4 protein-coding genes are annotated in these 3,981 nt (G+C 68.8%); 2 read left to right on the top strand and 2 right to left on the bottom strand.

The window, feature by feature from the left end; all coding sequences use genetic code 11:
* Positions 1 to 533 (top strand): XVIPCD domain-containing protein (locus tag AC1VAN_RS14180; protein ID WP_480986024.1); only part of this gene is annotated, 533 nt, incomplete at its 5' end.
* Positions 534 to 1,187: 654 nt separating this feature from the next.
* Positions 1,188 to 2,042 (top strand): hypothetical protein, encoded by an 855-nt coding sequence (locus AC1VAN_RS14175; protein ID WP_235189943.1) that lies wholly within the window; start codon positions 1,188 to 1,190, stop codon positions 2,040 to 2,042.
* Between the two features lie 61 nt (positions 2,043 to 2,103).
* Here AC1VAN_RS14175 and AC1VAN_RS14170 read toward each other — a convergent pair whose 3' ends face one another.
* Both AC1VAN_RS14170 and AC1VAN_RS14165 read right to left on the bottom strand, forming a co-directional pair.
* Entirely contained in the window at positions 2,104 to 3,423 is a 1,320-nt protein-coding gene (locus AC1VAN_RS14170) for an XVIPCD domain-containing protein (RefSeq protein ID WP_032976202.1), read from the bottom strand.
* Positions 3,420 to 3,981, bottom strand: a 562-nt coding sequence (locus AC1VAN_RS14165) for a hypothetical protein (RefSeq protein WP_480986023.1), incomplete at its 5' end; no start/stop codon positions are given. The genes AC1VAN_RS14165 and AC1VAN_RS14170, both read right to left, overlap by 4 nt.

The raw sequence follows: 3,981 nt of genomic DNA, 5'->3' as shown, positions 1-3,981 counted from the left end.
AGGCTACGTATGCCATCAACGGTGCCGTCAACGGGGTGGAGGACCGGCTCAAGCGTTTCGAGGCGTGGCAGCAGAAGCTGACCCCGGACGTGATGGACCGGCTTGCCCGCGGCGAAGTGGGCGAACCTGCACAGTTGCCTGAGCGCGCGCGCGATATGTCCGATCCGGCCCATGCCGGCAACCGGTTGTTTACCGAGGCGCGGGGTCATCTGCAGCAGATGGGGCCGCAGAGTGGCCTGCGCAGCCAGCAGGAACTGGACAATACGGCCGCGGCCTTGGCGTTGAGCGCACAGAAGGCAGGGATGAGCCGTATCGATCACGTGGTGGCCGGTACCGACGGCAGGGCGCTGTTTGCGGTGCAGGGCGTCATGGGGGACCCGGCGATGCAGCGCTCGATGGTGCAGCGTGAGGCCGCTGCCCAGCTGCCGCTCGAGCAGAGCAGCCAGCAGTTGGCGGCCGAAGCCTCTTCCCGCCAGGAACAGACCGCTTCGGTCATCCGCGAGCAGGATCAGAATCGCCCGCGATCGCTGTAATCTGGGCACCGCCCGGCAGGTCGGAGACCGGCGGGCCCATCGCACGACACCGAGCACCCTCGGGTGCCTACATGGATCTCTTTGTAAGGACACAACATGCGAAACACTTTCCTGCGTTCCCAAGCGGCCCAGCGTGGCCGCGCTCCGGCACTGTGGCTGCTGCCGCTGGGACTGGCTGCCGCCATGGCCCACGCACAGCAGGCACCCGACGCCCCGGCGGCTCCCGCCGTCGAGGAGGCGGTGCCAGCACCGGTAGTGGCCGCGGYGGACGCGCAGACGCCCGCTAACGCCGCAACTGATGCCGTAGCTGCACTGGCTCCCGTCGCCGCGGCTGAGCCGGTGCCTGCCCTGGTAGCTGCACCTGTGCCGTCCATGCCCCCGGCGCCCGAACCCGCACCGCAGCCGCAACCGGCGACGGGCGTCGCTCCGGAAGCCGTCTCTGCCGAACCCGCGAGTGCACCGGCACCTGCGGCAGCAACGATGGCACCGCCGACCGACGTTGCCTCCACCAATGCTGCGCCTGTCGCAACGGCTCCTGTCGCAGCTCCTCCACCGGCTCCCGCGCAGGTGTCGGCCCCGGCACCCGCGGTCGCACAGGCGCCCGACACCGCGCCAGCCTCTGCGCCGGCCCCCGTCGCACCGCCGATCATCCCGTTGGCACCGATCATCCCGTTGGCACCAGACCAGGCCGCGGAGCGCCAGCTCGGTGCGCGCTGCCCGGTCGATCTGGCCGGTCGCCTGGCACCGCAGGGCGATCTGATGATCGGCGCCTGCCAGGGCGCGTTGCCGCCGCACCTGGCGGCGCTGCTGGTGGCCTTGCCTGAGCAGGACATCCACCTGCCGCGCAGCTGGCGCGAGCGTGAAGTGCGCCAGAAGGCGTGGTTCAAGGCCGTGGCCGGCGTGGGCCAGCGCCCGGACTTCATCGCCCGCCTGGGAGACATCTGGGTGCGTTCGTTTGAAGGCGCGGATGCGTCGACGACCACCTACCTGGTCTCGGCGCCGTTCGACTGTGCCGATGGCGCACTGCCAAACGAGAACACCGCAGAGCCCGTCCGACTCGCAGCCGGCAGTTGCGGGCAGGCCTACGTCCGCCAGCGCGTGTACCAGGTGGGCAGCGATGGCGTCCCGCAGGACATCACTGCAATGGCAATGCCGGCGGCACCGTCGATCGCCGAGGCCGATCGTGCCCGCCACCGCACCCGCGAAGGCAGGATCAGCCTGGACCACAGCAAGTTGCAGTACGGGCCGGCCATGCGCTGGTTCGTGCAGTACCCGGAATCACCGCAGAAGACCGGTCCGCACAGCTTCAGTGACTGGAACCGCGAACACCTGGCCTTCGTGGTCTGGAACGGCACCCGCTTCGAGCTGCGCGACACCGTAACGCGCGCGCAGTGGCCGTGTGATCCGGTGGCGCCGGGCGACAAGGCCTGCGGCGGCTTCCCGGACTCGGGCCCGGATGCGTACGTGCTGGCAGGGCCGGCGGCAAACCCGGCGGTTTCCAGCCCCTGATCGACCTCGGAAATGACGGGAGCCGGCAGTGCCGGCTCCCGTTTTCATTCCAGCAAGCGTCTCAGGCGTGCAGGCTGCGCTGGGTCGCCTGGGTCTGTTCCAGCTGCTGCTCGCGTGCCAGGGCTTGGCCGGCAGCCTGCTGCTCGATGCGCTGGCTGCTCTGCTCCAGCGGCGTGTTCATCGCGCGGGTGGTGTCGACGGACACGCGCAGATGGCCGGGGTCGCCGCCCTCACCCTGCAGGGCGAAGCTGCGTGACGCGTCGGCACTCATCAGTACCTCGTCGATCCGCTGTCCGCCGGCGGCATGCATTTCCGCAGCCAGCGAGCCTGCCAGTTGCGCGCTCATGCCATCGGGTGTGCGGCCGACGCGGGCGTCCTGTGCGTGCACGCCGCGCAGGGCATCATTGAACAAGGGGTTGCCGACGTGGCCGGCGTCGTCGATGCGCAGCATGCCGATCGGGCGGCCCTGCCTTTCGGCTTCACGGCGCGCGGGTTCGCCCGGTTCCAGGGGGCCACGCAGATGGTCGAAGAGATCCTTGACGCCGCCCGGCAGGCCGCGCGTACCGGTGGTGACGCCACTGCGCAGCAGCTCCATCTTGTCCCGGTACTCGTCGATCATCTTGACGTTGTCGCGTGCCAAGGCCTGCGTCTCCGGCCTGCCCAGCACCGAGTCTTCGCCGAGGAAATTGACCAGCTTGTGCGAACCGAGGGAGTTGGCGGCCGCGCCCAGTGCACTGTCGGGAATCAGGATGCGCAGACGGCTGTTGCTGAAGCCCCAGTCGCCCAGCGTGTCGATCTCCTGGGGCGTGGCGTATACGCGCACCTGGCCGAAGTGCGGCGAAGCGGCGCTGACCGGGTCGGCTGCCATGACGTGGTTGACAACGCTGGTGCCGCCTTCGGGAATGCGGTAGCCAAGACTGGCCGCGCCATAAGCGTTGAAGGTCTCGCCCTTCAGGTTGTAGTGGTGTGCGCTGATCTGGGCCAGCGCGCCGCCGAGCGAATGCCCGGTGACGGTGACCTCAGGTGCCTGGCCGAGGTCGCGTCCTTCCTTTGCAGCGTACGCGAGGGCGCGCTGGGTCAGTGCCAGCGCATCGGCGGCCTGCACGTTGTAGCGGGCGACCACCATGCCGCCATCGGCGAGGAGGCCATCGCGGGCGATCTGCTCGGTGCCGCGATGTGACACCACGATCTCCTGCGTGTCCACGCGCTGGTAGATCGTGCCTTGATAGCCATTGAAGCGGTTGCTGACGTGCTCGAGCACCTTGTAGTCATGCCCGTTGAGGGAGACATGCTCTTCCTGTCCGGGGGCGCGGCGACCGACTTTCAGGTCGCGATAGGCATCGTTGGACAGCGCGGCGTAGTCCTGGCTGCCGAGGGTCACGGCTGCACCTCATCGGCCGTCAAGGTGGCAGAGAACAGCGTGTCCTGCAGTTCCGGGCGGAACCGGCTGGCGTCCTTCTGGCCGGTAGCGCCATAGTCGGGCAGGTCCGCCACGCGTGGGTAGTCGCCCTGCGGATAATGGCGCGTCTCAGCCTGGCCTTTGACGAACGGATCGGCCTCGATGAAGGACAGGAAGCGCGTCTCGCCATCGGCGCCGGTCGCCTTCAACATCGCGCCGGCGCCACTGAAGGCCCAATGGCAGACGCCGCGGCCGTAGTAGTCCTCGTCGAGCATGCGGTCCAGGTAGACGGTGCCGCGGTACTCGTTGTCGGTGACCCTGCGCAGCGTCACCGGCTCCTGGCTGGTGATGCGGGCGGGAGCGCCGGTGGCGGGCTCGATGTACCCGCACTGCGCTTCGTTGCTGACATCGTACTGGGCAACGCCTTCGACCACGGCAAAGCTGCCCGGCGGGTTGTGCAGGCGCAGTACCAGTTCATAGGCTTTGCGCGGTGAGGGGTTGAGCTTGGCCAGGCCACGTCCTCCCTGGGCGACGTCGGAC

Source organism: Stenotrophomonas sp. 05L44_2 (assembly GCF_056665995.1).
The sequence above is the reverse complement of the archived record's forward strand: the minus strand, read 5'-3'. Positions and strand labels throughout refer to the sequence as shown.